Origin of the sequence: Desulfosediminicola flagellatus, assembly GCF_005116655.2 — a bacterium.
GTDB lineage: Bacteria > Desulfobacterota > Desulfobulbia > Desulfobulbales > Desulfocapsaceae > Desulfopila > Desulfopila flagellata.
Genome location: NZ_CP050698.1, coordinates 4,117,919 through 4,143,696, shown reverse-complemented (window position 1 = coordinate 4,143,696; position 25,778 = coordinate 4,117,919). Strand labels below are relative to the sequence as shown.

At 42.7% G+C, this 25,778-nt stretch carries 26 protein-coding genes; 21 read left to right on the top strand and 5 right to left on the bottom strand.

Features of this window, described 5'->3' with window-relative positions:
* Nucleotides 1–182: 182 nt before the first annotated feature.
* Together FCL46_RS17115 and FCL46_RS17110 are read left to right on the top strand one after the other, a co-directional pair.
* The gene (locus FCL46_RS17115) at nucleotides 183–1,646 is read left to right on the top strand and encodes a sensor histidine kinase (RefSeq protein ID WP_136809938.1); all 1,464 of its coding nucleotides are present in this window, start codon (nucleotides 183–185) and stop codon (nucleotides 1,644–1,646) included.
* Nucleotides 1,646–3,004 (top strand): sigma-54-dependent transcriptional regulator, encoded by a 1,359-nt coding sequence (locus tag FCL46_RS17110; RefSeq protein WP_136809937.1) that lies wholly within the window; start codon nucleotides 1,646–1,648, stop codon nucleotides 3,002–3,004. Before FCL46_RS17115 ends, FCL46_RS17110 begins: the two co-directional genes overlap by 1 nt.
* A 115-nt stretch (nucleotides 3,005–3,119) precedes the next feature.
* Here the strand turns inward: FCL46_RS17110 and FCL46_RS17105 are convergent, their stop codons facing one another.
* Together FCL46_RS17105 and FCL46_RS17100 are read right to left on the bottom strand one after the other, a co-directional pair.
* Nucleotides 3,120–3,575: a NanQ anomerase/TabA/YiaL family protein gene (locus tag FCL46_RS17105; protein ID WP_136809936.1), complete on the bottom strand. Its 456-nt coding sequence runs from the start codon at nucleotides 3,573–3,575 to the stop codon at nucleotides 3,120–3,122.
* A 22-nt stretch (nucleotides 3,576–3,597) separates the two neighbouring features.
* Nucleotides 3,598–3,966 (bottom strand): DMT family protein, encoded by a 369-nt coding sequence (locus tag FCL46_RS17100; protein WP_420811282.1) that lies wholly within the window; start codon nucleotides 3,964–3,966, stop codon nucleotides 3,598–3,600.
* A 483-nt stretch (nucleotides 3,967–4,449) separates the two neighbouring features.
* Here FCL46_RS17100 and FCL46_RS17095 point away from each other — a divergent pair, with 483 nt between their 5' ends.
* On the top strand, nucleotides 4,450–4,884 hold the full coding sequence (locus FCL46_RS17095; protein ID WP_136809934.1) for a hypothetical protein: 435 nt from the start codon (nucleotides 4,450–4,452) through the stop codon (nucleotides 4,882–4,884).
* Between the two features lie 13 nt (nucleotides 4,885–4,897).
* Entirely contained in the window at nucleotides 4,898–5,365 is a 468-nt protein-coding gene (locus FCL46_RS17090; protein WP_136809933.1) for a hypothetical protein, read from the top strand.
* Nucleotides 5,366–5,502: 137 nt separating this feature from the next.
* On the opposite strand, the gene FCL46_RS17085 is transcribed toward FCL46_RS17090, so the two are convergent.
* Nucleotides 5,503–6,807: a sodium:solute symporter family protein gene (locus FCL46_RS17085; protein ID WP_136809932.1), complete on the bottom strand. Its 1,305-nt coding sequence runs from the start codon at nucleotides 6,805–6,807 to the stop codon at nucleotides 5,503–5,505.
* Between the two features lie 780 nt (nucleotides 6,808–7,587).
* Here FCL46_RS17085 and FCL46_RS17080 point away from each other — a divergent pair.
* The 4 genes from FCL46_RS17080 to FCL46_RS17065 all read left to right on the top strand — a co-directional run bounded on the left by FCL46_RS17080 (nucleotide 7,588) and on the right by FCL46_RS17065 (nucleotide 12,457).
* The gene (locus FCL46_RS17080; RefSeq protein ID WP_136809931.1) at nucleotides 7,588–8,766 is read left to right on the top strand and encodes a DUF1254 domain-containing protein; all 1,179 of its coding nucleotides are present in this window, start codon (nucleotides 7,588–7,590) and stop codon (nucleotides 8,764–8,766) included.
* A 450-nt stretch (nucleotides 8,767–9,216) separates the two neighbouring features.
* On the top strand, nucleotides 9,217–10,077 hold the full coding sequence (locus FCL46_RS17075) for an SDR family oxidoreductase (RefSeq protein WP_136809930.1): 861 nt from the start codon (nucleotides 9,217–9,219) through the stop codon (nucleotides 10,075–10,077).
* Between the two features lie 210 nt (nucleotides 10,078–10,287).
* On the top strand, nucleotides 10,288–11,682 hold the full coding sequence (locus tag FCL46_RS17070) for a DUF1254 domain-containing protein (protein ID WP_167506039.1): 1,395 nt from the start codon (nucleotides 10,288–10,290) through the stop codon (nucleotides 11,680–11,682).
* A gap of 187 nt (nucleotides 11,683–11,869) precedes the next feature.
* Entirely contained in the window at nucleotides 11,870–12,457 is a 588-nt protein-coding gene (locus FCL46_RS17065; RefSeq protein ID WP_136809928.1) for a GNAT family N-acetyltransferase, read from the top strand.
* Nucleotides 12,458–12,557: 100 nt separating this feature from the next.
* Here the strand turns inward: FCL46_RS17065 and FCL46_RS17060 are convergent, their stop codons facing one another.
* Complete coding sequence (locus tag FCL46_RS17060) at nucleotides 12,558–12,731, bottom strand: hypothetical protein (protein WP_153307146.1); 174 nt, start codon at nucleotides 12,729–12,731, stop codon at nucleotides 12,558–12,560.
* 174 nt (nucleotides 12,732–12,905) lie between these two features.
* On the opposite strand from FCL46_RS17060, the gene FCL46_RS17055 reads away from it, so the two are divergent.
* The 5 genes from FCL46_RS17055 to FCL46_RS17035 all read left to right on the top strand — a co-directional run bounded on the left by FCL46_RS17055 (nucleotide 12,906) and on the right by FCL46_RS17035 (nucleotide 16,272).
* Entirely contained in the window at nucleotides 12,906–13,313 is a 408-nt protein-coding gene (locus FCL46_RS17055) for a hypothetical protein (RefSeq protein ID WP_136809927.1), read from the top strand.
* Between the two features lie 114 nt (nucleotides 13,314–13,427).
* Entirely contained in the window at nucleotides 13,428–13,967 is a 540-nt protein-coding gene (locus tag FCL46_RS17050) for an MAPEG family protein (protein WP_136809926.1), read from the top strand.
* Nucleotides 13,968–14,382: 415 nt separating this feature from the next.
* Nucleotides 14,383–15,108 (top strand): substrate-binding periplasmic protein, encoded by a 726-nt coding sequence (locus tag FCL46_RS17045; RefSeq protein ID WP_167506038.1) that lies wholly within the window; start codon nucleotides 14,383–14,385, stop codon nucleotides 15,106–15,108.
* A 186-nt stretch (nucleotides 15,109–15,294) separates the two neighbouring features.
* Nucleotides 15,295–15,870, top strand: a complete 576-nt coding sequence (locus FCL46_RS17040) for a type II secretion system protein GspG (RefSeq protein WP_136809924.1) — start codon at nucleotides 15,295–15,297, stop codon at nucleotides 15,868–15,870.
* 126 nt (nucleotides 15,871–15,996) lie between these two features.
* A complete protein-coding gene (locus FCL46_RS17035) occupies nucleotides 15,997–16,272 on the top strand; it encodes an Lrp/AsnC family transcriptional regulator (protein WP_136809923.1) in 276 nt (91 codons plus the stop codon).
* A gap of 361 nt (nucleotides 16,273–16,633) precedes the next feature.
* Here the strand turns inward: FCL46_RS17035 and FCL46_RS17030 are convergent, their stop codons facing one another.
* The gene (locus FCL46_RS17030; protein WP_136809922.1) at nucleotides 16,634–16,822 is read right to left on the bottom strand and encodes a hypothetical protein; all 189 of its coding nucleotides are present in this window, start codon (nucleotides 16,820–16,822) and stop codon (nucleotides 16,634–16,636) included.
* 227 nt (nucleotides 16,823–17,049) lie between these two features.
* On the opposite strand from FCL46_RS17030, the gene FCL46_RS17025 reads away from it, so the two are divergent.
* The 8 genes from FCL46_RS17025 to FCL46_RS16990 all read left to right on the top strand — a co-directional run bounded on the left by FCL46_RS17025 (nucleotide 17,050) and on the right by FCL46_RS16990 (nucleotide 25,201).
* A complete protein-coding gene (locus FCL46_RS17025) occupies nucleotides 17,050–17,292 on the top strand; it encodes a hypothetical protein (protein WP_136809921.1) in 243 nt (80 codons plus the stop codon).
* Between the two features lie 113 nt (nucleotides 17,293–17,405).
* Nucleotides 17,406–17,672 carry a hypothetical protein gene (locus FCL46_RS17020; RefSeq protein ID WP_136809920.1) on the top strand — a complete coding sequence of 89 codons (267 nt, stop codon included), beginning with the start codon at nucleotides 17,406–17,408 and terminating at the stop codon, nucleotides 17,670–17,672.
* Nucleotides 17,673–17,921: 249 nt separating this feature from the next.
* Nucleotides 17,922–19,877, top strand: coding sequence for a proton-conducting transporter transmembrane domain-containing protein (locus tag FCL46_RS17015; protein WP_136809919.1), 1,956 nt, complete (start codon nucleotides 17,922–17,924; stop codon nucleotides 19,875–19,877).
* 37 nt (nucleotides 19,878–19,914) lie between these two features.
* Nucleotides 19,915–20,832, top strand: a complete 918-nt coding sequence (locus FCL46_RS17010; protein ID WP_136809918.1) for a respiratory chain complex I subunit 1 family protein — start codon at nucleotides 19,915–19,917, stop codon at nucleotides 20,830–20,832.
* Nucleotides 20,829–21,482, top strand: coding sequence for a hydrogenase (locus FCL46_RS17005; RefSeq protein ID WP_136809917.1), 654 nt, complete (start codon nucleotides 20,829–20,831; stop codon nucleotides 21,480–21,482). Before FCL46_RS17010 ends, FCL46_RS17005 begins: the two co-directional genes overlap by 4 nt.
* 4 nt (nucleotides 21,483–21,486) lie before the next feature.
* The gene (locus FCL46_RS17000; protein ID WP_136809916.1) at nucleotides 21,487–22,914 is read left to right on the top strand and encodes a proton-conducting transporter transmembrane domain-containing protein; all 1,428 of its coding nucleotides are present in this window, start codon (nucleotides 21,487–21,489) and stop codon (nucleotides 22,912–22,914) included.
* A complete protein-coding gene (locus FCL46_RS16995; RefSeq protein WP_136809915.1) occupies nucleotides 22,907–24,418 on the top strand; it encodes a hydrogenase large subunit in 1,512 nt (503 codons plus the stop codon). Before FCL46_RS17000 ends, FCL46_RS16995 begins: the two co-directional genes overlap by 8 nt.
* 39 nt (nucleotides 24,419–24,457) lie before the next feature.
* Nucleotides 24,458–25,201 carry an NADH-quinone oxidoreductase subunit B family protein gene (locus FCL46_RS16990; RefSeq protein ID WP_136809914.1) on the top strand — a complete coding sequence of 248 codons (744 nt, stop codon included), beginning with the start codon at nucleotides 24,458–24,460 and terminating at the stop codon, nucleotides 25,199–25,201.
* The last annotated feature ends 577 nt before the right edge of the window (nucleotides 25,202–25,778 follow it).

The following is a 25,778-nucleotide window of genomic DNA, read 5'->3' as shown; positions in this document are numbered from 1 at the left end:
TAATCCGGTGTTAAAAAGAGTACCTGTGATTGTAGAGGCCAATTCTGTTTCGATCCTGTCCGGGAGTGGCCTTTCTGCGGAGTCTCGCTTTGCTTGCTTACCTGTAAAACTCTTCAGAATTTCCTGAAAATACACTTTCGCTTCATCACTATGTAGCTCTACTTTTAATACGTTATGAAATTATGAAACTTTTTTACCACCTGTTTGGCTATCTCATGCTCGGCATGATTGTTTTGATCGGAACTGATGAATATTTGAGTTTTCGTGCTGAGATAGAACAGTTTGAAACCGATATGGTCACCAATGCCATACAAAATGGTAACAGCATTTCAGGTATGATTGCACATACCTGGAAGGAAAGTGGCGAGGAGAAAGCTCTTCAGCTTATCCGCGATGCAAGTGAATCCGGAAAAATCGGCATTCGCTGGGTTTGGGCCGACAGTTTTCCCAATGCTGCCAGGCTGGCAGGTAGTGACAAAGAGCAATTTAAAGAGCTGCACTTAGAGGAAATTACCACACTGAAGATTCATGATCAAAATGGAGAAATCCTTCTTAATACCTATATTCCTGTAGATATTGGTCAGGAAAAGACAGGGGCCCTGGAGTTGACCCAGTCGTTTTCTGCGCTGCAACTCTATTCGAGCAGAATGCTGATCCGGGCATGTATTATCACTGCTCTTCTTGCCACATTTTGCGGTGTGATCCTCTATTTCTTTATTAATCAGAAAATACGTGTGCCACTCAACAGATTGGCAGGGCAGGCGAAGCGTATTGGCCAGGGCGATCTTCAGGTCAACAGAGTTGTGGGCAATGATGAACTGGCAGATCTGGCACAGACCATGAATGATATGTGTTCAAGTCTTATCATCGCCAAAGAAAAGATAAAATTTGAGTATGATGCCCGCCTCAAAACTCTCGATCAGTTACGGCATACAGAACGCCTCTCGACTTTTGGCCTTATCTCAGCAGGAATCGCCCACGAGATTGGAACCCCGCTGAATGTTGTGGATGGCAGGGCAAAAATGATCATCGCAGAAGACTTGAACGCTGAGGAAACAAAAGAGTGCGCGACCATTATTAAGAGTCAGGCCGAGCGAATGACCCTTATCATCCGACAGCTCCTCGATTTTACCCGACGTCCTGAACAGAATATATCATCAGAAAATATTGCCTTTCTGGTAAAACAAATATTCCAGCTCCTTCATCCCATGGCGAGCAGACAGCGTGTGGGCTTTTTGCTGAACAGGGCCGAAGATGCTGAAGTGGTGATGAGTGTTGATGGTTCACAGATTCAGCAAGTGCTGATTAATGTGCTCATGAATAGTGTTCAGGCCATGCCCGATGGTGGAACCGTATCTGTGAGTCTCACAAATGAAATGTTATCGAGCCCTCACGCCGGAGATCAGCAATTACAAAAATATCTTAAAATACGGATTGTCGATGAGGGCGAAGGTATCTGCCAGGAAGATCTTGAACATATTTTCACACCTTTTTATACAACCAAGACTATCGGCACAGGCACAGGCTTAGGTCTTTCGATTGCCCATGGAATTGTAGAGGAACACGGTGGTTGGATTGATGTTGAGAGCAGCGTCCTAAACGGTGCATGTTTTTCTGTGTACCTCCCCATGAAGGAGAACGAGTAATGAGTGGGAACATTCTTGTCATTGAGGATGATCAGGATATGTGCGATCTGCTGACTGCAGGGTTGAGTCGGCGGGATTTTTCAGTCACAACATTCATCTCAGGAAAAGAAGGGCTTGCCGCAGTAGATCTGCATGCAACCGACGTCGTGCTTGCCGATATCAACCTTCCGGATATGAACGGCCTTGATATCTGTAACGCAATTGTTGAGAACTTACCGGATATCCCGGTAATTATCATGACAGCCTTTGGGAGTATGGATACGGCGATTGCAGCGATCAGGGCAGGGGCTTATGATTTTGTTACCAAACCGCTCGATCTCGATATTCTGGCAATGTCACTTGAACGTGCGGTGCGCTATAGAAACCTGCAGCAAACAGTTAAAAAGCTCAGCAACGCCGTTAAGCAACCACTGCATTTCGATAATCTTCTGGGCGAAAGCCAGGCAATGGAGGAGTTGTTCTCGCAATTGAGCAGAATTGCAGACTCTGAAGCATCGCTGCTTATTACAGGTGAAAGTGGTTCGGGCAAGGAGCTTACCGCCAGAGCTGTGCACACCCATAGCCGCAGAAAAGATCATCCTTTGGTGACCATTAACTGTGCAGCCATGCCTGCTCAGCTGCTTGAAAGTGAACTTTTTGGACATAAAAAAGGCGCATTTACAGATGCTAGAGAACATAACAAAGGGTTATTTCTTGAGGCGGATGGTGGCACTCTTTTTCTGGACGAGGTTGGTGAGATTCCCATTGATCTGCAACCAAAGCTCTTACGTGCCTTAGAGGAACGATGCGTCAGGCCGGTAGGAGGAACAACAGAGCGCCCCTTTAATGTACGGATTATTGCTGCAACCAACCGTGATCTTGAAACTGCTGTTGAAGATGGACTCTTCAGAGAAGATCTGTTTTACAGACTCAACGTAATACAAATAGAGATGCCGCCACTGCGTTCACGGGGGGCGGATATTCTTTTACTGGCTAGAAAATTTGTCGAAAACTTTGCAACCAGACAAAATAAACCAGTAACAGGTATTTCCGATGGAGCAGCAGAAAAACTGCTCGATTACTCATGGCCTGGAAATGTCCGCGAACTGCGGAATGCAATAGAGCATGCGGTAGCGTTGACTCATTTCGATAAAATCGTGCCGGAAGATCTGCCTGAAAAAATCCGGGTCTTCAGAAATGACTATTTTCTTGTAGGAGATCAGGACCCCATGGAACTCATCTCAATGGAGGAAATGGAGCGGAGATATATTATGCATGTCCTCAAGACCACAGGCGGTAACCGAACCCTAACCGCGCGGATATTGCAGGTAGATCGAAAAACACTGTACCGAAAATTGCAGCGCTATGAAGAACAGTAACGTGTAGATATGTGTCAGCATTATCGGGCAGCACTCGTGTTGCCAATCCGGTAATGCTGTAGATGTTTTACTATTCGCTATAGTGTAGGTAAATCCTGCTACTGTTACTAAGGTTCTATCCTTGATTTACTGCTATTTTGACCACTACTTTGTGGATCGGACCTGATGATATCAGTGGCATGTGTGCATCGTCCGGAAAAAAAATGGCAAAATATCCGTTCGTAGTAGGAAGCCATAGTTCCGGCACATCATTGAAAAACTGTATATCTTCATCCTTGTCATATTCTCCACAGGGATTTTCACATAACTTTTTTGTCTTCCAACCCATATTGTCGATTCCAGCGAGAACCAGTTGGATATCGATGTATTGCTCATGCGCTTCAAGAAGTGCACCGGTTTTGCTGCGCCCTGTTTCCCGGGCAATCGAAGCATACACCTGACGACCGTCAATTTCGTAATCTCCGACAGGAAGTTCAGAGAGATCTGGCCGCAGGAGGAACTCAAATCCCTTTTGAAAACCTTGTGTCAGGTTGGTGTAACGATGTGCATTTTCCAGTACATCAAAAATCATAGATCCCCCCGAAGCTGATGCCTTACGCACCAAACATCTTTTGTCTGAAAATGAAAAATACTGCCCCGAGTATACAGAGTCCGGCCCATAGGAAATCCAGGCGCATTTCCTCTTTCATAAAGAAGACTGAAAACGGGACAAAAATTGAAAGGGTAATTACTTCCTGAAGAATTTTTAGCTGCCCCAGGTTCATTACCTGATAACCTACTCTATTGGCAGGGACTTGAAGCATATATTCAAACAGGGCAATTCCCCAGCTGACTAAGGCTGCCACAATCCAGGGCTTACTCGAATAGTTTTTCAAATGATCATACTGGGAGTTTGTCCGAGAATAGGGATTTTCGCTCAGATCGAGGCAAACTCGAAAAATTACCGCAGGTATATAGTTAATATTCTGAGGATAATTTTTCGATTTTAACGAAGATATGAGCGAAAAGGGCATTCTCAGACAAACTCCTAGGCAAAGGTCATAAAAATTTACTGCAACACAACAAACCAACAGAAATCAATATCGCGCGCATTGCCTTTATATTCCTACACAAATTATCTGCAGATAGTGTCAGGTCAGAGGGTGTAATCTTTAACTCAGGCCTGCAATGTTTTCGCTCACATCTATAATGCTAATTACGCTGAACAGCAATCTCATTTAGTGTGAAAATGCGCTTGAGCTGTCGAATAGATGATTAATGAAATGTGTTCATTAGAGGTCACCTTTAGTGAAAGCAAAAAATATTGTCTTTAGATTAGTTTGTTAGATTTATCTCTTTGCAGTTGCGTGTGTTTTGTGTAAACTTTCTGGGCGAAAGTCAGAAGGTTTTTTCTATAGAAGTGGTGTTAGGTTGATGTTTAACAATCTTAACTATCGTATAGAAATATGAATCTTTTAAAGACAATCATCTCAAAATTTCTCAGTCATCGCTGCTGGTCTGGCGTTTGTGGTCTGGTTGCAATTGCCGGGTTAGGCATTTCTTTATTACAGTCTCCAGAAAAAGAACCCATTGTCGTAGAAAAGGATGTAGTTGTCCACGTGTCTGATTTGTCACCACAAGATCAGGATAAGGTCAGTCTCTTATATTGGCGAGCAGAGAATTTCTATACACAAGCACTGTACGCGCAGTCAGCGCACCAATATATCGTAATTATTCAGGCACTTTCCCCAACACACGTTGCAATATTTGACACGCATGTAATAGAGCAGGCCAGGCAAAATTATGAGCTCGGCAAGTTCAAATTATCTGCGGATATCTTCAGGAAGGCACTTCAACCGCTCGCAATCAATGGGGTATTTGGTTCAAAAATACTTAAGTAGAGGAGGCAAGACAGTGAAAAAATGTAATGTCCGGCTAAGTATTATGCAAGTAGTGGTACTGAGTGTATTTCTGTTTTCCGGAAACGTAGTACGAGCTGAGTACGTTGAAATAACGTCACCTTCAAATGGAGATGGTGTAAAGGATTCTGTGCTTATTGAAGGAAAAGCAGAATTATCTCCGGGCCACCATTTATGGGTGCTGGCTGGAATTGACGGCACAAAGGATTGGTGGCCGCAAGGTGGCGGAGAAGTGGAACTAACTGCAGACACATGGAAAGTCCTTTCTCGTATTGGAAAGGAGGGCGGAGATTGGGAGATGCAATTTCGCGTTGCAGCTATCGCCGTTGATGAAAGAGCGCACAATGATTTACAGAAGTGGGTGACCAGCTCTGCAGCTTTAGGTCGCTGGGACCCTATCACAATGCCAAACACTTCAAAAGAGTGTGAGATCGAAATTGTTACGTTGACTAAGCAACGATAAGAGCAACCCATTCAAGTCTGCTTTGCGTCGGACTGAACAACGTGCTTAAAGTACGTTGTCCAGTCCGGGAAGAATCTTCTGTCCCAAGCGATAACATGCCGATGCAGTGACCGCTCTCGTCAGTTACGATTGTATGTCTAATCTGAGATAGTGATATTCAGCAATACGTATATAACTGGAAGCAGATATAAAAGAATACGAATCAACGTGTTATCACAAAATCTTTTCAGGAATACAATACAGAAAAGACCTGCAAAAACCGCTGATCCCCGTAATCCCATAGACATATAGCTCCACTTAAGGATTGTTGAATCAAGTCCGGTAAACACCAGCAAGGCGGCTAAACAGAGAACCAGCAATGTTATTATGCGTAAAAGCCTTACAGGTTGAATTCGACTGAACAGGTCATCCCTTTGCGAAAGAAAATCGGTATACAGGTTAGTTGTAACTCCCAGAACCAGGCCGGCCCCGGTCCCGAGGACTATCAATAATATCCCTGCAGAAAACACCGCAGCAATTATCGGCGGGAAATGATGAAAGATAAAGAATGGCAGAGCTTGGGCGGCATTATCAGCCACTTCGGGGAAATTTGCTCTGAGATAGAGGCCGATGATTATGCCAAGCACACCTATTGGCGGGATTACAGCTGCACTTAAAAATGCACCGTTTCGCGCCTCTTTCACATCTTTTGCCGAGAATATTGCCTGAAGGTAAATCTGTGTGGAGAGCACACCAACAATCATCGAAAGCATATCGATAGCTGCAGGTTTGTAACCGTAATCGACAAAACTCAGCAAATTTGCATCCTGCGGGAGGCTGCTGATAATGGTATTTAAGCCGCCGCCTTTGGTGATGGCTACTGCCGCCGAAACAAGCATAATCAGGTAAAGCATGAAAAATTTTATTTTACCAAGTAAACCCGCCCCTGAGATACCTCCGGAAATGACAAACATGCCGATTAACACAAGTGTCAGCAACACCGAGAGTACATCTCCAAAACCGAATACAGATTGTAAGATCGCAATAGATGCCAGAAACTGGCCGACAACATGGATGAACATTCCTGTCGAATTAAACACACTGCTATAATATCTGAATCGTTTGCCGAAGACTTTCCCCAGGTATTCCGAAACGGTCACCACGCCTTCTTCACGAAGTGCTTTGGCAAAAAAACATCCCAGCAGAAAACATGAAATACCGCTGCCAAAGGTGAAAATGCAGGCTGAGATTCCATGGGTATATGCTGCTTGTACAGTTCCGATGGTTGATATCCCACCCACCAGCGTGCCTATAATAATCCAGGAGACACCGGTGAATGGCAGAGAGCGATCCGCAAGAGAAAAGTCAGAGGCAGAACTGACCTGGCTTGTTCGCCTGATGGCAATGAGAGCAACGATGCCAAAGGTGAGAATGAACGAAATTTGATAGAGAAAGCTGTTCATAAGAATGTCGTAATCCCTGAAAGCAGAATAGTGCTGGACTATAGTTAAAATGGTGATTGAGGCTAGTTTGCAGGTTGTATCGAACGAGCAAGAGGAGAGTATAACTAAATGAAACGATTGGCAAGTAAGACTGTTTAACATTGATCAGGTTATGGGCGAATACTCACTTTTTTTTTTAATGTAATGGATCGGTTTACGATTTAAGGCTTTTGGCACAGAGTTTGGAATTATTGCATCACGTTCGTGAACCTGTGTGGTCTAAAGGTACACAAAGGAATTTGTGGTAAGAAAATGAATGATTAAGACGGTTGGAGGGGGGAGAGGAGTTAAACTTTGCAAGATCCCGACGGAGAGGTGTGCTGGTCTCTTTTTCAAGAACATGACATTATGAAACCTATCAAGCAGATTCAGTATATTTGTGGTTGACAGGCGTGTCTAATGAATTTAAGTGTTAGGGTGCGCCAGCATTATCCTGAATATATTATACTTTGTAGGATGGTCAGTAGGTCTCGAAACGTTAAGTCGGATATGGATATATTTATACAATTTTTCTTCTTGTGAACCATTAACAGCGTGTAATGGTATTGAGATTTCTTTGCAAGAAGTCAAGCATATGAACAGGCATTTATGCCTGATAACTTAGCTAATACCTTTATGTCAGGGCAAATTGACCTGATAATCAATGGTTAGCTGGATATTAACACCGGCGTAAGACCGGATAGAGGCATGGATATTTAACAAAACGAAGACCAAAAAAACAAATAGGAGGGAGGAAAACAAATGGTGAAAAGAACACTCATGACCATGGTTTTAGCGTTTGGATTGATGGCAATACTGACCTTGATAGGGCCAGCATATGCCGACAAGCAGGTGGCGGACACTCCGTCGGTTGAATACCTTCATGCCTTTAAAGCAGTATTCCATGCAAAGTATTTAAAGAGAGTAGCCAGTGATGCAGGTGGTACGAACAAGTTTATCCATACAACTGTCTTGCCAACAGAAGGCACCGATTCAATGGTGACTCCTGCCCTTGACCATCTTTACTCAAAAGCAGTGCTTGACCTGTCTCATGGTCCTGTCTACTTCCATGCTCCTATACTTGATATGAGTCGTTATTACTCTATAAGTGTCGCGGACCAAGAACATTATATGATATATGACAAAATTCGGCCAACTGGAGTTTATGCTTTTATTCGCACAGGATATAAAGGTCCTATTGCTGACAAGGTAACGGTAATTGAGTGCCCAGGTGATCACCCGCATTTATTTGTTCGTACCCAAGTGTTTGATAAAGCTGATCTACCAAACACCATAGCTATACAGAATCAACTTAAAATAGTTGGAAAGGTGGGTAAAATTGAATTTGCTAATCCAGTGCAATTTACATTAGATACACACACTGTGCATCCTGCAAATAAAGGTTTGTTAGCTAAGGCTTTAAACTATTCAGAGGGAGACCATGCTGCTATGACTCAATGGTTAACTAAAAAAGCACAATCTGGCTATGCTCCAAACAATATTGGACTGTATGATGCCATTGGCAAAGGCAATGAAGATCCTGTTGCTCGTGCTGTTGCTATGTTTGGCCATTTAGCTCTAACTGGTGACCATGCCTTATACGGGACAACAACTCTTGACTGTGATGTTTCTCCTTTGCATGGCAGCAAAGTAAGCGTCTTTACTATTCCTTATAAAAATCCTGGTGTTGGCGAGTTCTGGTCAATTACTCGCTACAGTTTGATAACAAAAAACACATATCCAAACACTAATGATATTTTCAATGCATACAACACTAAGCCTGATGTTAATGGCAATGTAACAGTCACTTTCAGTTCCAAAGACCCTGAAGACGGTACCTACTGGATGCCCGTAAAGGCTGATGAACCATACTATATTATCACTCGTTATTACCTGCCGGATTATGACAAGTTAGTTAAGTTAAAAGCTGTATGTAAATAGCTCTTGAATACAAGGGGATTTCAATAAAATATGAGAAACAGGAAAAAAGCTAACAAAAGATTGCACCAGATGGCTAACAGCGGCGACATTTTCGAAAGTTTGTTTTTAGACCAATTCGTTTGCATTATGAACATTTTTTACAAACAACTCACCACTGGTGAATCTTACCGTTAAAGATAATCTTATGAATCTTAGGAATAAGTCCGTATGAGTGACCCTAAGTATCACCACATAACAATCGCATAACAATCGGGGACAGACCACGATAAAATGAAACATCGAACAAACGCATACACTCTGACCGACTCACACACGTAGTTTTTGTTTGTAAACCAGGAATTTTGTCACGCTCAAAGTGCACCGTAATTCCAAGGCTGGCAGATGATGTAAAACGTTATATGCATAAAAATATGAATACTCAATATATTTAAAAAACCACGGTGCAATGCAATGGATAAAGTACTAGTCGCTGGAGCAACAGGGTATCTTGGAAAGTATATTGTTAAAAATCTAGTAAAGCGAAATTTTAATACCACAGTCCTAGTTCGAAATTCTACAAAATTTGAGACCTTTGGTACACCTGTTGATAGAATAGTACAAGCTGAAGTTACAAAAAAAACAACCCTGGTAAACTGCTGTGATGCTATTGACATTGTAATCTCAACACTTGGAATAACGAGGCAAAATGATGGTCTTTCCTACATGGATGTTGATTATCAAGCAAACTTGAATTTACTCAATGAAGCAAAGAAGAGTGGTGTTAGAAAATTCGTTTATGTTTCTGTCCTGAACGGAGAAAAACTCAAAAAACTAAAAATTTGTGAAGCCAAAGAAAAGTTTGTTGATGAACTCAAAAAGTCAGGTCTAGAATACTGCATAATCCGTCCCAATGGTTTCTTTTCTGATATGACCGAGTTTTACAATATGGCTAAAAATGGTCGAATTTACCTGTTTGGTGACGGTAAATTGAAATCAAACCCAATTCATGGGGAAGATCTTGCTCAAGTATGCGTAGATGCGATTAGCCAGAAAGAAAATGAAATAGACGTTGGTGGTCCATCCACTTTAAGCCAAATTGAAATAGCAACAATCGCCTTTGAGGCAGCCGGAAAGCCTGTCAAAATCACTCACATTCCAGACTGGATTAGACGCCTGGTGTTGAGGTCTTTAAAGCTAATATTGAGTGCGAATAAGTTTGGGCCCATCGAATTTTTCATGAATGTCATGGCAATAGAAATGATAGCTCCCGAGTATGGCGTCCACACTTTGACAAACTATTTTAATTCTTTGAATAATGAAAAAAATATATAACCAGAACGTTAACACATCTTCACTGCGTCGATTCGGACTCATTGAGACTCGTTGGTGAGCTCACCGTTATCCTATGAATAAAGGAAAACTATGTCGTCAAAACAAAAGGGGAATAGAATGAGACTATTTACAAAAACTAAAAAAGCCTTGAGTTTGACATTATGCACTGCCCTCAGTATTCCGTTTTTTTTATCGCTTTCACAAGCCGAAATGAGAGAGTCAAGCGTCGGGCCGGTTGAATATATCGGTGGATACCCCACGAAAGAAACTGCACAGAAGTTTTACGACGAACTGGATTTACAGCGAGCCGTGGAGGCATACTTATGGGCGTTACCGATGGCTTCTTACGGTGCCATGGCAGATGCTCATCAGAAGCTGGGGGCTGGCGATCATGCGGTCATCGTGGCTGACAATTCGGCAGAGCCTCAACAATTGGTCCTCACAGCTAACCAGGACACGATTTACATGTCCGGAGTGCTCGACCTCACCAAAGGACCAATGGTTATTGATGTCCCTGCAGGTTTGCTCGGCACTATGAACAATATCTGGCAACAACCGTTGGTTGATATAGGCGGCCCTTTTTCTCCCGAGCAAAACAAGGGTGGCCGCTTTCTCATTCTTCCTCCACGATACAACGGTCCTATGCCTGCAATTTCTTATCACGTGGTCAAATCGGATACGAATACTGTGGTTTTCTACCTGCGGGCGATTCCCCAGTCTAAGGATGATTTACCGAGACTACAGAAACTGGTTCGCACCTACAAACAATACCGTTTAGCTGAAGCGAAAAATCCTCCTCAAATGACATTTGTATCGATGACTGGGAAGAATGCTGATTTTCTAACACACGAGGGCTTCGAGTTTTTCGAATCGCTTTCCCGTTATGTCAACAATAACCCTCCGCGTCCTCAGGATATGGCCATGCTGGGCATGCTGGAGACCCTTGGGATTGCACATGGTCGTGAATTCAATCCGGACAAGCGTATGGAGGGGATTTTGACTGAGGCGGCCAAGAAGGGACGTGCCCTGGCAGAAGTTGTGGCCTGGCATCCGCGCGTACCACAAAAGAGCCTCCATCCCTATGATGGAAGTCCGTGGAAAAAAATCTTTATATCCGAGGACCCAACGTTTCACTCACCGGATTACCTCTTAATCGATCAGCGGACTCGATATGCATTTGAAGCGATTGGAACATCGAAATCCATGACGGTCGCGGCTCCTGGACAGGGGTCACAATACATTGGCGTCTATCAAGATGATAATGGTCAGTGGCTTACTGGAGATAACACGTTTAGTATTCGGCTTCCAAAGGATATCCCCGCAGCTAATTTCTGGTCACTTTCTGTCTATGATAACCACTCTCGTTCTCTCATCCAAAATGATCAGGGGCGTGCCACTGTCGGCAGTGTACACGGGACGGTTCCCAACGCCGACGGATCAGTTGACACGTATTATGGACCTGAACGTCCTGATGGTGTTCCTGAAGAAAATTGGATTCAGACAAAGCCTGGCGTGGGTTTCTTCGTATATCTCCGACTCTACGGACCATTGAAGAGTTTTTTTGATAAAACCTGGAGGCCCGGAGATCCCAAGCTTGTAAAATGATCTGGATAAGAAAATAATGTAGGTTATTACAAAGACGTTAACGACCATGCTGTTAACGTCTTTGGCTAGTGCCAAAGAGCCTCCTAGGCCGAAATACTCCGCCAATGTAACTGAATTTTTGTTTACTTATCGAGATGAGTAGAAACGTTTTTTAACGGAATGCATTTGAAATCCTGACGATAAAACAATGAATGTGGATACTTTCAAAATCACGTTAATGGAACTAAATGACATCCACGAATCAGCAAGAGTGCTCAGTATTGCCATGCTGAACAACCCACTACATATAGCCGTTCTTAAGGGTAAAGGTGAAAGTCAAAGAGTGATAATCGAGAATATGTTTATCGATGTATTTAATAAACTTCCTGGCATAACATTCATCGCCAAAGAAGATAAAAATATTGTCGGTGTCATGAGAATGAAGTCTTGCTGTGGTTCAAATTATGAAGATAATTTTGAAAAGCAAAAGGCAGAAAACTCAATAGATTACCGGATAGCTTTCTGGCATAGAGAGTGGGCTCTTAGAGATCCTGTGAAACAACATTGGCATCTTGGTCCTATAGGAGTTCTTCCATCTCATAGAGGACTAGGGATTGGAACCACGTTCATGAAACTGTTTTGCAAAGAAGTAGATAAGTGTTCAGCAAACGCCTTTCTAGAAACAGATTTTGATGAAAATGTACTCTTCTATAATACATTCGGATTCGAAGTTGTTTCCAAATCAACTATTTTCGATGTTGAAAGTAGGTATATGGTACGAGCTGCTCAAAATTGAAACGGGATATGCTGCCTGGCTTTTAGGTGGAGTCGTTCGGGCAAGCGACATTAGGAAAGTCTGCAATACTAAGCATAACCAAACCATAAACACTGAATCGCTAAAACTCACCGCTGTCCTCTGGGCCACGCCAAAGCCTGGCATCAGTTCCTACGATAAGCCCGATGTAAACCTGGATGGTTCCATTGATGTTTGGTTTGCACCGAACGCGCCGGAGGGCAAAGATAATAATCGGATCAAGACCATCACCCGGTGAGGGCCGGTCTAACTTCATTCGGCTCTATGATCCACTGGAACCGTATTTAGACGATGAGTGGAAGCCAGATGATATCGTCCAAGTAAATTAGCGTGCTATATCAGAAGGTAAGATGGCTATTCAGCCGATCCTAAAAGGCGGGCGGCTGGATAGCCACGTTATGTACTGAAAATCGTTTAATGGAGGTAGATTATGTCTATAACTGCTCCTGCTTTTCATTGTAAAAAATGTTTATCGAAAAATTTTGTCTGGTATGAAAGCTGTCTCGTATGCAATCATACATTCAGTGATGATGATATAGACTTTAAGGTAACTCAAGAAAGCAGTGTCAGAGGTATATCAACGTTTCATTATTCCCCATACGGCTTCCCTGTCGAGAATAGAGAATTTCATGTACTTGAAAAATATAAACCAGAGAATGATAAAATATTAGTAAAAAATGTATGCGTTGAATTTCCAGCTATTGATAGATTTTCTAAAAATGAACAACTTAAATATGATTTGCATAATGAAAGAGAGAAAAATGAGAAGTTGAAAAGGTATCTATCTTGGTTAAGTTTTACTGTTTTGTTAGGCATTATGTATATCTACAATAGATAGAAACACAATGTATTAAATTTACATAGCCATACGTTACACCATCGCTACACTGCGTTCCGCTGGACTCGCTAAAGTTCGCCGGTTATCTCTCATACGAGCTTGATATGGAGAAGCATGAATTTGTCTCAAAAACAATGTGGTGTACTTAAAGGAATTATAGCTGGGTTGTTAGTCACAATTTCAGTGATAATTTACGGAATCATATTTGACCCATTTTCACTGAAGACGTTGAGTGGCATAGAGCCAAAACTTAATTTATTGGCTATAAGCTTAATTCTTCCAACAGTTTTTCTCATAATATCAATTGGTCGTTTAGCCAAACATCGTTTTTTTACCCCGGAAGATATTGATGGTAGCGCTCTGACTAAAGGGACAAACAAGGCCACACTACTTCAAAGCGTATTACAAAACACTCTTGAACAACTTGTAATCACCGTATGTGTTTATTCTATGTGGTGTTTTTTAATGCCAATGGGTTGGTTGTCAGTCTTGCCTTTATGTTCAATGCTGTTCGCAGTAGGTCGAATAGCATTTTATTTTGGCTACCAAAAAGGAGCACCTTCCAGAGCTTTTGGTTTTTCACTCACTTTTTATCCAACAGTGTTATTGTTCTTCATATTGGTCGTTTATAAGCTGCTTATGCTGTTGAGCTAATCCACTGTTTTGCCTGGCTCGGTGGAGCTCACGTAAGCAACGAAAACGTTGTTAAAGATGAAGAAGTGCTCATTGAACTCGGGTTACCGAATCAGGTTTGAAATCAACTACTGCTACAATGGTAAAGAGCCATGCTAATCAGCGATTAGGAAAAAGCGAGCATCCGTCTGTAGTTGGAGAGTAAGGGCCGTATGGAGCGAGAGTTTCACGTACGGTTCTGTGAGGGCTCAGGGGTTACTCTGGGCTAATCGACCGATTATGTTTACAGTATGTGCACCAAAATAAAACTACCCAATAACAGCGTCTTCACTGGACTCACAAACAGCAGGGACCAGTGAATGTTACGTTTGGCTTTCTTTGTTTCATTTAAACCGATATAGGAATAAAAGTGTATTATATCAAAATGATAGTGCTGATGATCTTTCTTTCTGTGTTTGTGTCAAATGCAAATGCAGAATTGAAAGAAATTGATATAATATGTGATGTTTGGCCTCCGTATCAGATTATAGAAAACAATCATGTAAGCGGGTTCAGCACCAAGGTTATCGAAACAGTTTTTCAAAGAATGAAAGTTAAGATTAGAAGCATTAAGGCGTATCCGTGGAAACGTGCCATAATAATGATTGAAAAGGGTGAGGCTGATGCACTTTTCTCAGCAAACTTTACAAAGGATAGAACCGAATTCGCATTTTACCCTGCTGAACACATTGTTAATTCTCCCTGGGTAATGTGGGTTCGTGAAGAAGATGAACTTAAATTCGAATCACTTGATGATTTGTTAGGGAGAAGAATCGGTCTTGTGCGAGGATACAGTTATACACCTGAGCTTTGGAGTTTTGTGAAAAAGCATAAAAATTATCAAGAAGTTACAAATGATGAACAGAACTTCAAAAAGCTGGATGCAGGCCGTGTTGACTTTATTTCAGCAGAATTAGGAAACGGCTTATACCTTGTCAAAAAAACAGGTGTTAATACAATTATACCACTCAAGGATAATCCTATAAAATCTGATGGATTATACATTATTTTTAATAAAAATAATGTATCAAGAACATTTGTTGATACGTTTTCTGCTGAACTTAAAAAATTAAAACAAGAACCTTTGTATAAATCACTTTATGAGGAATATTTTGATTTGTGATTGTAGTAAAATATGAAAAGATATTGAATTAATCAAACTATGGATGTATTTATTTTAACACGTCAAATTTTTCAATACTATCTAGCTGCATTGTTTTTTTTAAAAAAACATTAGTTCAGTGTTGAGCACAGGCCCAAATGGTTCCAGTTAGCTTAACACTATTTTGTAAATTACTGAGTCATTGCAATGAATGAAATAGAGTGTCAAAAAGAAAAAATCGGTTGTTTGCCCTATGTACTTGGTGGACTGTCATTTATACCGTTGATCGGCGTTCTTTTTGGTGTAATTGTAATAATCGTTGGAATAACCAAAAGAAAAATTGGTGGATGGAAACTCATAACTCTTGGTTCAATGGGTATTGCCTTAACAGTTTTACTGTATGGAAGCCTTTTCTACAAAGGTTTTATTGAGCGCGGAGGTGTTTTTGATGACCTCAGTAAGCAGTTGGCCGAAAGCCAATTAACAGATCTTGTAAAACATATTGAGTATTACAGAATACAAAATGGTTCCTACCCAGAAACTTTAGAAGACCTCCAGCCTAAGGATAAAACAGATATACAATCATTCGTTTTTATTTATGACCCAATGAATAAAGGGCTTAAGTTGAATAGCCAAAATAAATATTATTATACGTTGTTCAATGAAGGTCAAAAATATTACCTCTTCTCCTCCGGAATAGACGGTATTCCCTTTACACAAGACGATATATATCCAATAGTACAACACAATGAATTAAGCAAAATTGGATATATGAAAAAATAAGATCCGAAACTTGTCAACACGGAATAGTTGAAGTTTGTCGATCAATGAATCGAACGTTTGCCAGAAACGAACTCATTAATAATCGGCTGAATATCTTACTAACATAAAATACTACAGAGGAAAATAATGGTTACTTCATTGATTTTAATGAACATAGAGAGGAAAGAGATTAACAATGTTGCTGAGCAGTTAGCAGCTACTGAAGGGATATCTGAAGTATACTCAGTAAGTGGCAAATATGACCTTGTTGCTATAGCACGAGTAAAGACGAGTGATGATTTGGCTAGCCTAGTAACGCAGAAACTATCACACATTGATGCGATAACTAAAACTGAAACAATGCTTGCATTTAAGGCGTATTCAAAGCATGACCTTGATTCTATGTTTAATATAGGAATGTGATATTGGGCGACTGCTAAAAAAACAAAAAAATTGCACACAAGGCGTTCAGCACTGCTCCGTGTCACTCCACCAGGGCTTGTTCAACTTTGGCGGTCACCGACATAGGAGGCTGAACTCCTGAATTCTTTCTGATTACCCCTGATCCTCAACTATTACGTGTCAGGAGAAAGGGGTAAGGTGTAAATTCTACCATTTTCATTCTCGGCGTGCACGTAGTACATTCTGTATAAGATAGGCTATAGCAATGTTACTTTTGCAGTATTTATTGAGTTTCCAAAAGATTGCTCTACATGTCGACTCTCAAGCCAAAGTTGAGATAAGCCTGCCAAATTATATGATCATTCCTGTCGTTTTCGGGGCATTATGCCACTATGGGGTAAAATGCCCCGCAGTATCTTCCTCCTAATCCTGAACGTATACGACTATAACAACAGGCATCAGAGAATACATCCAGCCCGTGTATACCCGCCTGCCTGGTATCTATCCGGATAATTGCTCTTTTAATAGTATGTTCGACAACCTGTTTTAGCACTCCCAATGACCTTCTCATGATCGGGGCATCCTGCCCCATGCTCTCGACCCTTCATCCCGATAATCACTGTTTATACACGTCAAATCCCTAAGATATGTGAGGATTGGCCTCTACTGTGTCCTGTGTCATATGTTGAATGTGTCGGTACATTAGGGTGATAGCGAAAATCGCTCTGTGATGGCACGCATGTTGCTCAAGATGTCTGGAAGCTCCACTTTAAAACTTGCTGTCTGTAAAGGTTGAATGTGAAAATTATCATCGGCATTACTCAGGAACCGACAAAGCTCAAAGAATTCATTTTTCTACATCATGGCAAATCAGGGTCACTGACAGAAGTTGGTCCATTTCTATCGAAGATGGATGCGCTTAACTGGTTAGTTTACCTGAAAAGTGTGATTGGAGATTTTGAAGAAGTTATCCCTGAATTACAAACGGGAAAAGAGGCAATCTGGTACGGATTTACCTACGAGCGTGTTGATGCGATTTGAATAAATAGGTGCGCGGTTAATGCGCATTATGTGTGACGTTTTTTTTTCAATATTGTTTGCAATTGAAACGACTATATAGCTGTTTAACCATATCTTTGCCCAAGGAAACTATCATGACAGTTCTTATCGGAATCACTCAGGCCCCTGAAGAAACAGAACAACATATCTTCAACGATTTTGAAGGAGTGAGCACAACAGCAGTAGTTGGCCCCTTCAATTCTTCTGATGAGGCTTCAAGCTGGATGAAATTCATGATGGCGCGTACCGGTGGGTATAAGCGTGTTCAAGATCCCTCAACAACCACTCAGGGTGAAAACTGGTATGGCTTCACCTGCGAATGTACTGAGGCAGAAGCACACTGCCATCAGCCAGCGCTCTAATTTTATCTAAGCACCGTTAAGATTTTTTTTGGAACTTCCTGTGTATGCCACATTGCATGCAGCGGGACAGCTATGCGCATTACTACGACATCGATAGTATTTTAAATATCTTAGGCAATTTATAGAGATTATGACATTTTCAGAAATTACAACATGGAGGGTAAATGATACCAATATGCTGACACAATGGGCCGCACAGGCAACACAACATTCACCATAGCGATTCACGAATTATTAATACGAGGAACGATGGACACCTTTTTACTTTCACTTACTGTTTTATTCGCCGGCGGACTATTTGCTTTAGTAACCAGCCGACTGTTCAGCCTGATGAAAGCCGGTTATATCGCTATCACAGCCGCTGGCTGCATGATAGGATTATACGCGATCTTTGGGCCTCTGCAAGGTGCTGAGGTCGTTACGTATTCCAGATCATGGCTGCAGATTTTTACACTATCTTTTTCGCTGGATTCACTTTCAGCCTTCTTTCTCATACCCATTTTCGCGGTTTGTCCGCTTGCCGCATTGTACAGCTTCCACTACATGAGGAACCCTGCACATTATAAACGGATAGGTGTGAATAATTTCTTTTTCACATTGCTTATAATCTCCATGGTACTGGTGGCTACCGCTGATAATATTGTCAGTTTTGCCCTTGTCTGGGAGTGTATGTCTCTCTCTTCCTTTTTTCTGGTTATGCATGAATATAAAAAGGAAGCAACCCGTAAAGCCGGCTATATCTATTTCATTTTTACCCAATCCGGTGCCATGTTCATCTTCGCAGCAATGGCCCTGGCGTACAGCTATACAGGATCATATGATTTTGCCTCATTTGCGGAGATGCCAGCCAACATCAAGGTAATTGTATTTTTTCTTGCTATGGTCGGTTTCGGCTCAAAGGCAGGTATTTTTCCTTTGCACATGTGGTTACCTCATGCACATCCGGCAGCTCCCAGTCATATTTCGGGAGTAATGTCGGGAGTAATGATCAAAATGGGTATTTACGGCATTCTTCGTTTGTACACCATTCTTGATGTTACAGAGCTTGTGTTTGGTCAGGCTGTCCTCAGTTTAGGTATGATTTCAGGTGTTCTTGGGGTCGTCTATGCTCTTGGTAAGGTTGACTTTAAAAAAATACTGGCCTATAGCAGTGTCGAAAATATAGGCATCATACTGATCGGTTCAGGTATCGGCATGATCGGTATTGCTTCAGGCGATATGGTCATGGCCAGTTTTGGTTTTGCCGGAAGTCTTCTGCATGTACTCAATCACTCTCTCTTTAAGACCCTGTTATTTTTAGGCGCAGGAGCAGTTCTTCAGAAGACGGGTACCGGGAATATCAATAAACTGGGTGGTATTCTGAAACGTATGCCTACTACAGGAAAAAGCTTCCTGGTAGGTTCCGTATCTATCTCAGGTTTACCTCCGTTCAATGGTTTTATCAGCGAATTTCTCATTTATTACGGCGCATTTCACGGTCTTACTCTGAATGGTTCATCGTTTCTGTTCGTCATGCTTGGGATTATTTCTTTGGCACTTATCGGCGGGCTTGCAGTCTCATGTTTTTCACGGGTCGTGGGCCTTGTTTTTCTTGGCGAGCCACGATCTCCAGAAGCTGCAGGTGTGGTTGAGTCAGGTTCTACCATTACCCTGCCAATGATAGTGTTGTCCTGTGGCTGCCTTGTTATAGGCATGTTCCCTGAGCCATTTGTTCAGGTTGTCTTCATGGGTTTGAAGAGTATCAAAGTGCTTATCCCTGTCGGGGCGGAAGAGGTCGCATTAGTCGCTGGTAACCTTGCACTGGCAGCACGTGTATTTATGGGAGTAGTTCTTTTCAGCGTAGTGCTTCGGAAACTCTTTTATCGTCGTAAGCAGATAGATCGCGGGCCGACCTGGGGTTGTGGTTTCACCCAGCCGACCGTCCGTATGCAATATACAGGCACATCGTATGCGATGAGTATTGTCGATTTTTTCAGGCCTTTTGTTCAGATCAGGACCAGGTATTCAGGTATCAACAGGATCTTTCCCGGCAGGACCGGTTATGAAACGCGTGTTGATGATATTGCCGAGACAACTTTGGTTGATCGGATTGTCACACCGATGGTCTACATGCTGAGTAAGCTTCGTTGGATACAGCATGGCCATATCCAACTGTATATTGGCTATATCATTGTGACAATAATCGCGCTTCTCCTGTTTGTCTGATAGCGACAAAGAATACGTATCCCATACGAGGTAACGGATGGAAACATATATATCACTCGCCATAGCGATTCTGGCGGCGCCGCTCTTTCCTGGTATCATTTTGAAAGTGAAGGCTTTTTTTGCGGGTAAGCAGGGTCCGCCACTGCTTATTAAATATTACACTTTGGCAAAATTGCTCCGAAAGGGCTCTGTATACAGTACGAGCACATCGTTTGTTTTTAAAATGGGACCGATTGTTTCATTTGCTTCTGCATTGATCGTGTTGTTCTTTTTCCCGATTGCAGGTACGACACCGCTCCTGTCCTTTCATGGAGACGTTATTGTCCTTTTCTACCTTATGGGAATGGGCAGGTTTTTCACTGTCGTTGCGGCACTTGATACTGCCTCGCCATTTGAAGGAATGGGCGCAGCACGAGAAGTATTTTTCTCATGTCTGGCAGAAATCACAATATTTACAGTGCTGATATTGTTTTATCGCCTGACCGGCTCCCTGAGCTTTGGTGAGTATTTTACAGGTGAAAACACACTCTCTCTTCTCGGTGCATCGGGATCACTGTTGTTTTTCGTAATAGTATCGATGTTCATGGTCCTGCTGACTGAAAACTCACGAGTTCCTGTTGATGATCCTGCAACACATCTTGAGCTCACCATGATACATGAGGTTATGATTTTAGATCATAGCGGGCCTGATCTCGCACTTATAGAACTCGGATCGTTCTATAAGTTGTTTTTCTACTCAGCATTCATCAGTCATCTCATCTATCCTATTTCAACGTCGAGTGGTTTGGTTGGCGGCTTGATATTTTATGCCGTGATGGTCTGTGTTTATGCTGCTATAGGCTGCACTGAGTCAATAATGGCGCGATTCAAGATGAACCTTGTTCCGAAATTTATTCTTACATCATTTGCTCTGGTCTTCTTTGCCGCCATTTTAACCATGGGAGTCTTGCAATGATAGATTTTACTGAATTAATTCTGGTTATTATCCTTCTTTCGGTTCTGCTGTCACTAGGGTCAACCAGACTGAGTGCGCTCGTTAAGATTATGGCTTTGCAAGGGGTTATGGTGTCGCTTACTCCGTTATTCCTGCAAGATCACGCAACGCTGGGAAGCGGTGCGATCATATTTTTCCAGATAATGATCATTATCAAGGGAATATTGATTCCGGGTTTGCTGTACATGGCGGTCAAAAAGGTGGCCATTAAACGCGAAATCGAACCATTCATTGGCTACCATGCCTCGATTCTGATGGGGCTGGCTATCATTCTTATCTCAGTTTTCATCACCAATGACCTGCGACTGTCACTGCCGGAAGGCAGGGACATGGTACTGATCACTGCTATCACGACGATGGCATCCGGATTCTTTCTGATGATGGCCAGAAGCAAGGCCATTACTCAGGTTATCGGTTACCTGGCGCTTGAGAATGGTATTTACCTTATTGGTACAGCGTTGACTAAGCACAGCCACACGATATATGTCGTCGAGTTTGGAGTGCTGCTTGATCTACTGGTTGGTGTGATGATTATGGGGATTATTCTGCATAACATAAACAGCGCCTTTGATGATGTTGATACTACTTTACTTGGACGTTTAAAGGATTGATACAATGATTGAATTTGTATTTTTACTCCCGCTTATGACGGGGCTAACTGCGCTGGGTCTGCCGGCAAATCTGGGCAGGATTTTACTCCTTGTCACGGCACTCCTGCACATGCAGTTGAGTGTAATGAGCTGGCTTGGCAAGCTGACCCCTGCATTCCCTAATTTTTTCAATGCGTCGCCGGAAGGATTATTGATTCTACTGGTCACTTCGTTCATTTTTGTCTGTATTTCAGTGTATTCATTTTCGTACATGAATGAGGGCAGGGTCGAGAATAAGCCGGTTTTCAGCTGCTGTATGATGCTTTTCCTCGGTACTATGTCAATGGTGACTCTTTCTGATCACCCGATCGTGCTCTGGATTGCCATTGAGGCCACAACCCTGGTGAGTGCACCGCTGATTTTTATTCATCGATCCAAAGAAGCACTTGAAGCAACCTGGAAATATATTCTTATCTGTTCGGTAGGAATTGCCCTTGCTCTGCTCGGTTGTTTCTTTATTACTCTTGCTATGGACATTGGTAATATTGATGGTCCCCTGACTTTCAGTGCGCTTAATGTTATCGCCACCCAACTCGACCCTCTCTGGTTGAAGGTAGGGTTTATCTTTGTAGTTATTGGTTTTGGTACGAAAATGGGACTTGCTCCCATGCATACCTGGCTTCCTGATGCGCATAGTCAGGCACCCAGCCCAGCATCGGCTCTGCTCTCGGGAGCGCTGCTCAATTGCGCTTTCCTTGGGATCTATAAGGCCCATGTGTTGATGAATGTTGCAGGCCTCGGAGATTTTTCCGGAAATGTACTTATCTGCCTGGGGCTTCTCTCTATGCTGGTCGGAGCGATTTTTATTATCGGTCAGCCGGATTACAAAAGGATGCTTGCCTATTCCAGTATTGAGAATATGGGAGTTATTGCTTTTGGCGTCGGAATAGGTGGATACGCCATGTATGGTGCCTTCATTCACCTGATCCATCACTCACTGTTAAAGTCTTCACTCTTTCTTTCGGCAGGTAATATCCTGCTTGGTTTCGGTACGAAGCGAGTGCAGAGAATCGGTGGCTTGATAGAGCATCTGCCTAAAACATTTGTGTCGTTTTTCTCAGGCTTTATCGGCATCTCCGGTATGCCTCCCTTTGGTATGTTTATCAGTGAGTTGATCATCATCATAGGAGCATTTCAGAAGCACAGATATATAAGCGTTGCAGTGTTTATTTTTGCTCTGATTCTGGTATTCGCAGGTGCAGGTCGTGTCTTTATGTCTATGACATTTGGCGATACCGGCGAGAAGCTTATGGTCAGAGAGCATACATTACGACTTATTGCTCCGTACGCGCTGCTGCTGGCTTCAATAACTCTGTGTTTCTGGATGCCTGACGTCATTTATAGCACAATTATCAATGCCATTGAAACGATTGGAGGTGGTATTCATGGATAACCTCCTGAAAATACACAACGGTCAGGCAATTCTTCGCTCTGAAATTCCTCATGTTTCGTATGATGTTTTTTTTAAAACACTCTCCAGCTTTGTGAAAGATGAGGGCTTTATTGTTCAGTTTTTTGCCTATGAGGATAACAACGTCTACAAGCTTATTGCAGTGGTACGCAATAGTGAGTTGTTTGTTATTGGAACCGAAACGGGTACTTCGTTTAAATCATTAACCAGCTCGGCCAGTGAAAAATTTCATATGTTCGAGCGTGAGATTGCAGAACAGTTCGGCTTGAAACCAGACGGACATCCCTGGTTGAAGATGGTTCGGTACCATAAGAACTACTCAGGTGAAACCGATGTTTTTGAAAACGATTATGATGTCGAAATACCTGGTAACTATCCATATTTCACCGTTGATGGCGAGTCTATCCACGAAGTAGCAGTAGGCCCGGTTCATGCGGGTATTATTGAGCCCGGACATTTTCGTTTCCAGTGTGCAGGTGAAGAAGTTCTCCATCTTGAAATTCAGCTTGGATATCAGCACAGGGGCATTGAAAAGATGCTGCCGACTGTGCCGCAGAAACGGTATCCGATAATCTGTGAATCAATTGCAGGTGATACCACTGTCGCTCATAGTCTCTGTTTCAGTCAGGCCTTTGAGGGATTAAGTGGCCGAAAAGTTGATAAGGGAGCGAGTGTTATTCGTTCTATTGCTCTGGAGCTGGAGCGTATATCCAACCATATCGGTGATCTCGGAGCGCTGAGTGGAGATGTGGCATTTAACCCACCGGCGGCCTATTTCGGCAGAATACGTGGCGAGTTTCTTAACCTTCTGCAGGTTTTGAGTGGTAACCGTTTTGGAAAGGGACTTGTTCGTCCTGGTGGTGTTACCCATGTAATGGGTGATGAACAGCGCCAATTGATACGTGAGAAGCTTGCAGAAATAACTCCTGAGATAGAACATGTCTGCGATCTGCTTTTTACTGCACATACAGTTCAGGCACGATTTGAATATACCGGCACAGTAAAGCATGAAATGGCCAAAGATCTTGGATTGGTTGGTTATGCCGGCAGAGCCTGCGGCATAGCTTATGACGCCAGGGTGTCCTTCCCGACAGAGTGCTATGCTGAACTGCCCGCCAATATCAACAATGTTACTAATGGCGATGTGAACAGCAGAGCAGAGGTCAGGCGTGAAGAAATCATGCATTCGTTGAAAATCATCAATATGCTGCTTGATAAATCTGAGACAACAGCCGGGCCTGTTCATATGCAGGACTCCAGTCTCTGTCCTGATTCGTTTGTCGTTACGATCAACGAAGGCTGGCGCGGGGAAGTGTCCCATTGCATACTTACTGATGGTGATGGCAAGGTTCAGCGCTACAAGATCAAGGATCCATCATTCCATAACTGGACCGGATTGGCTATGTCGTTGCGCAACCAGGAGATATCTGACTTCCCGCTCTGCAATAAGAGCTACAATCTTTCGTACTGCGGATTCGATCTCTAATGAAATCCAGTATACTGAGTGATATAGAAGGTTTAAACCATGCTTAAAATACTAAAGAATAAACTGGAGCAGGGGAACAAGACGTCAAAGTACCCTAAAGAGCCGATTGCTCTCTATCACCGCTACAGAGGTTTGCCCGTTATTAATGACCAGTGCAGCGCTGAGATCATCATGCAATGTGTTAATATCTGTCCGCAGGACGCAATCGATGTTACCACAAAGACCATTGATCTCGGCCGGTGTACCTTCTGCGGGCAATGCGAATCGGTGGGAGATGGTGCATTTGTCAGATTCAGCGAGAATTTTGAATTGGGAACAGCTAACAGGGATGACCTTGTTACAGGTGGAACTCTGCCTGATCTGGCAGAGCATTCGAAACAACATTTCAAGAAACTCTTTGGTCGGTCTCTGCAACTTCGCCAGGTTTCGGCTGCAGGCTGTAACTCATGTGAGGCGGATACAAACGTACTCAATACACCGTTTTTTGATCTCTCCCGGTTTGGTATCGATTTTGTGGCTTCACCACGCCATGCTGACGGTATTCATGTGACAGGGCCGATTTCCCTCAACATGAGGCAGGCGCTTCTCGACACATATGATGCTGTACCATCACCGAAAATTGTTATTGCCAGCGGTTGCTGCTCTATTTCCGGCGGGCCTTTTGTTGGTAGTGAGGAGGTCATAGGTGATCTTAACAGCCTTGTGCCGGTCGATCTGTATATTCCGGGTTGTCCACCGCATCCGCTTACAACACTGCACGCTCTGCTGAGTTATTTCAAATAGCGCCTTTTTAGCCCGAAAATCTCGTAATAATCCTGGTTGTTAATGAGATTTTCGGGCTAAATCCTATTCGTCTGTAGCGGCAGCATTAGACACTGAAAAGGGTTCTCTGCCTCCACGTGCAATGAATTGCCTGGGGTAATCGTACGTAATTCTCAAAATTCAAAATTTTATCTGATTACCACCGAAACTCAGCTTGGTTTTAACAGTGCCATTTTGTCATGGGAAAACTATTGATAGCACGGACCCTCTTGAGAGGTGATTTCTTAATATTAGATTGGATATCAAATTTTTGGGCTGTGTTGATTGCTTGTGTCGTTTACGCCTCACACCTTACGCCTCTCGCCTCACCTTTAGCTGCTGAAGATGAGTGGTAATCAGGAAATATTATGTCTAAAGACAGCACCTTCCTTAGCTCGCATTTCTCAATGTTTTTAAGATTACAAAAGCAACTCGATTTTTCTGCAACTGCTGTTTTAGATGCCTGCTGAGGTACTTTACTACAGAGGCTATTGGGCTCGATCTGCCAAAAAACGTTGTTGCCAAGAAAGATGGGGTTAGGTGTTTCATGCTGGTCGAT

Excerpts from the sequence above, each read along its gene's own strand:
- FCL46_RS17070 (WP_167506039.1), top strand. The coding sequence starts at position 10,288 with ATGAGAGAGTCAAGCGTCGGGCCGGTTGAATATATCGGTGGATACCCC.
- FCL46_RS17110 (WP_136809937.1), top strand. The coding sequence starts at position 1,646 with ATGAGTGGGAACATTCTTGTCATTGAGGATGATCAGGATATGTGCGAT.
- FCL46_RS17095 (WP_136809934.1), top strand. The coding sequence starts at position 4,450 with ATGAATCTTTTAAAGACAATCATCTCAAAATTTCTCAGTCATCGCTGC.
- FCL46_RS17065 (WP_136809928.1), top strand. The coding sequence starts at position 11,870 with ATGAATGTGGATACTTTCAAAATCACGTTAATGGAACTAAATGACATC.
- FCL46_RS17005 (WP_136809917.1), top strand. The coding sequence starts at position 20,829 with ATGATAGATTTTACTGAATTAATTCTGGTTATTATCCTTCTTTCGGTT.
- FCL46_RS17010 (WP_136809918.1), top strand. The coding sequence starts at position 19,915 with ATGGAAACATATATATCACTCGCCATAGCGATTCTGGCGGCGCCGCTC.
- FCL46_RS17030 (WP_136809922.1), bottom strand. The coding sequence starts at position 16,822 with ATGAGAAGGTCATTGGGAGTGCTAAAACAGGTTGTCGAACATACTATT.
- FCL46_RS16995 (WP_136809915.1), top strand. The coding sequence starts at position 22,907 with ATGGATAACCTCCTGAAAATACACAACGGTCAGGCAATTCTTCGCTCT.
- FCL46_RS17050 (WP_136809926.1), top strand. The coding sequence starts at position 13,428 with ATGAATTTGTCTCAAAAACAATGTGGTGTACTTAAAGGAATTATAGCT.
- FCL46_RS17055 (WP_136809927.1), top strand. The coding sequence starts at position 12,906 with ATGTCTATAACTGCTCCTGCTTTTCATTGTAAAAAATGTTTATCGAAA.
- FCL46_RS17015 (WP_136809919.1), top strand. The coding sequence starts at position 17,922 with ATGGACACCTTTTTACTTTCACTTACTGTTTTATTCGCCGGCGGACTA.
- FCL46_RS17035 (WP_136809923.1), top strand. The coding sequence starts at position 15,997 with ATGGTTACTTCATTGATTTTAATGAACATAGAGAGGAAAGAGATTAAC.
- FCL46_RS17075 (WP_136809930.1), top strand. The coding sequence starts at position 9,217 with ATGGATAAAGTACTAGTCGCTGGAGCAACAGGGTATCTTGGAAAGTAT.
- FCL46_RS17085 (WP_136809932.1), bottom strand. The coding sequence starts at position 6,807 with ATGAACAGCTTTCTCTATCAAATTTCGTTCATTCTCACCTTTGGCATC.
- FCL46_RS17040 (WP_136809924.1), top strand. The coding sequence starts at position 15,295 with ATGAATGAAATAGAGTGTCAAAAAGAAAAAATCGGTTGTTTGCCCTAT.
- FCL46_RS17080 (WP_136809931.1), top strand. The coding sequence starts at position 7,588 with ATGGTGAAAAGAACACTCATGACCATGGTTTTAGCGTTTGGATTGATG.
- FCL46_RS17020 (WP_136809920.1), top strand. The coding sequence starts at position 17,406 with ATGACAGTTCTTATCGGAATCACTCAGGCCCCTGAAGAAACAGAACAA.
- FCL46_RS17045 (WP_167506038.1), top strand. The coding sequence starts at position 14,383 with ATGATCTTTCTTTCTGTGTTTGTGTCAAATGCAAATGCAGAATTGAAA.
- FCL46_RS17000 (WP_136809916.1), top strand. The coding sequence starts at position 21,487 with ATGATTGAATTTGTATTTTTACTCCCGCTTATGACGGGGCTAACTGCG.
- FCL46_RS17115 (WP_136809938.1), top strand. The coding sequence starts at position 183 with ATGAAACTTTTTTACCACCTGTTTGGCTATCTCATGCTCGGCATGATT.
- FCL46_RS16990 (WP_136809914.1), top strand. The coding sequence starts at position 24,458 with ATGCTTAAAATACTAAAGAATAAACTGGAGCAGGGGAACAAGACGTCA.
- FCL46_RS17105 (WP_136809936.1), bottom strand. The coding sequence starts at position 3,575 with ATGATTTTTGATGTACTGGAAAATGCACATCGTTACACCAACCTGACA.
- FCL46_RS17060 (WP_153307146.1), bottom strand. The coding sequence starts at position 12,731 with ATGAAGTTAGACCGGCCCTCACCGGGTGATGGTCTTGATCCGATTATT.